The sequence below is a fragment of the Paraburkholderia sp. EG286B genome, assembly GCF_040965655.1.
Classification (GTDB): Bacteria; Pseudomonadota; Gammaproteobacteria; order Burkholderiales; family Burkholderiaceae; genus Paraburkholderia.
The window spans coordinates 1-443 of sequence record NZ_JBFRCF010000172.1 but is presented as its reverse complement, the minus strand read 5'-3'; the positions used below and the strand labels follow the sequence as shown (position 1 = coordinate 443).

1 protein-coding gene is annotated in these 443 nt (G+C 62.3%); it reads right to left on the bottom strand.

Translation table 11 applies throughout. The features are described 5' to 3' along the window. Positions 1-443, bottom strand: a 443-nt coding sequence (locus AB4Y42_RS44265; protein WP_368697900.1) for an AMP-binding protein, incomplete at both ends; no start/stop codon positions are given.

Here is a 443-nt window from a genome sequence, read left to right as displayed (position 1 = left end):
CCCGAAGGCCTTCTCTATGAGGCTCGCCTTCAGCCGCTCACCCGCCAGATTGATGATGCTTGCCGAAGCCGGCACTGCGTTCTTGTCGAGCAGAGCGGCGAGCGCCGAAGGCACTGTGTTGATCAGCGTGACATCCAATGACGTTTGCGCCAGCGCCAGCGCATTCTCGACAACATACAGGGTGCCGCCTTGCGACAGCGGAACGAAGCACTCATAGACCGACAGGTCAAAACTGATCGAGGTGGAGAACAGCATGCGGCTGATCTCTGATTCCGCAAACACGGCACTGCTCCACTGCAGCAGGTTCACGGTGCTCGCATGCTCGACCATGACGCCCTTGGGCGTGCCTGATGATCCCGAGGTGTAGATCACGTAGGCGAGGTGGCGCGCGCTCAGGCCGAGCGTGCGCGGGTCCGGATCGGAGGCCGGCAGGTTCGCCCAGG